Annotated in this window: 1 protein-coding gene; it reads right to left on the bottom strand. The window is 60.3% G+C overall.

The window, feature by feature from the left end:
- A partial coding sequence (locus UB23_RS29800) for a cadherin-like domain-containing protein (RefSeq protein ID WP_045060468.1) occupies nucleotides 1–237 on the bottom strand: 237 nt, incomplete at both ends.

Raw genomic sequence — 237 nt, forward strand, 5'->3', positions numbered from 1 at the left:
AGTTGTCATCGACCGGGGTGACGCTGATGTTCAGGGTCGAAGTGACATTGCTACCGGAACCGTCGGTGACGGTGTAGCTGACCACTGGCACGCTGCCGTTGTAGTTGGCAGCCGGAGTAAAGGTGTAGGCGCCATTGGCCGCAATGACCAGGGTGCCGACATTGGCGATAGTCGCCGTACTGCCGGCGGTGTAGGTGTTCGCACCGATGGTGAAGTTGACCACGGTCACGTCGCCGT

Origin of the sequence: Pseudomonas sp. ES3-33, from assembly GCF_000952175.1 — a bacterium.
Classification (GTDB): domain Bacteria; phylum Pseudomonadota; class Gammaproteobacteria; order Pseudomonadales; family Pseudomonadaceae; genus Aquipseudomonas; species Aquipseudomonas gregormendelii.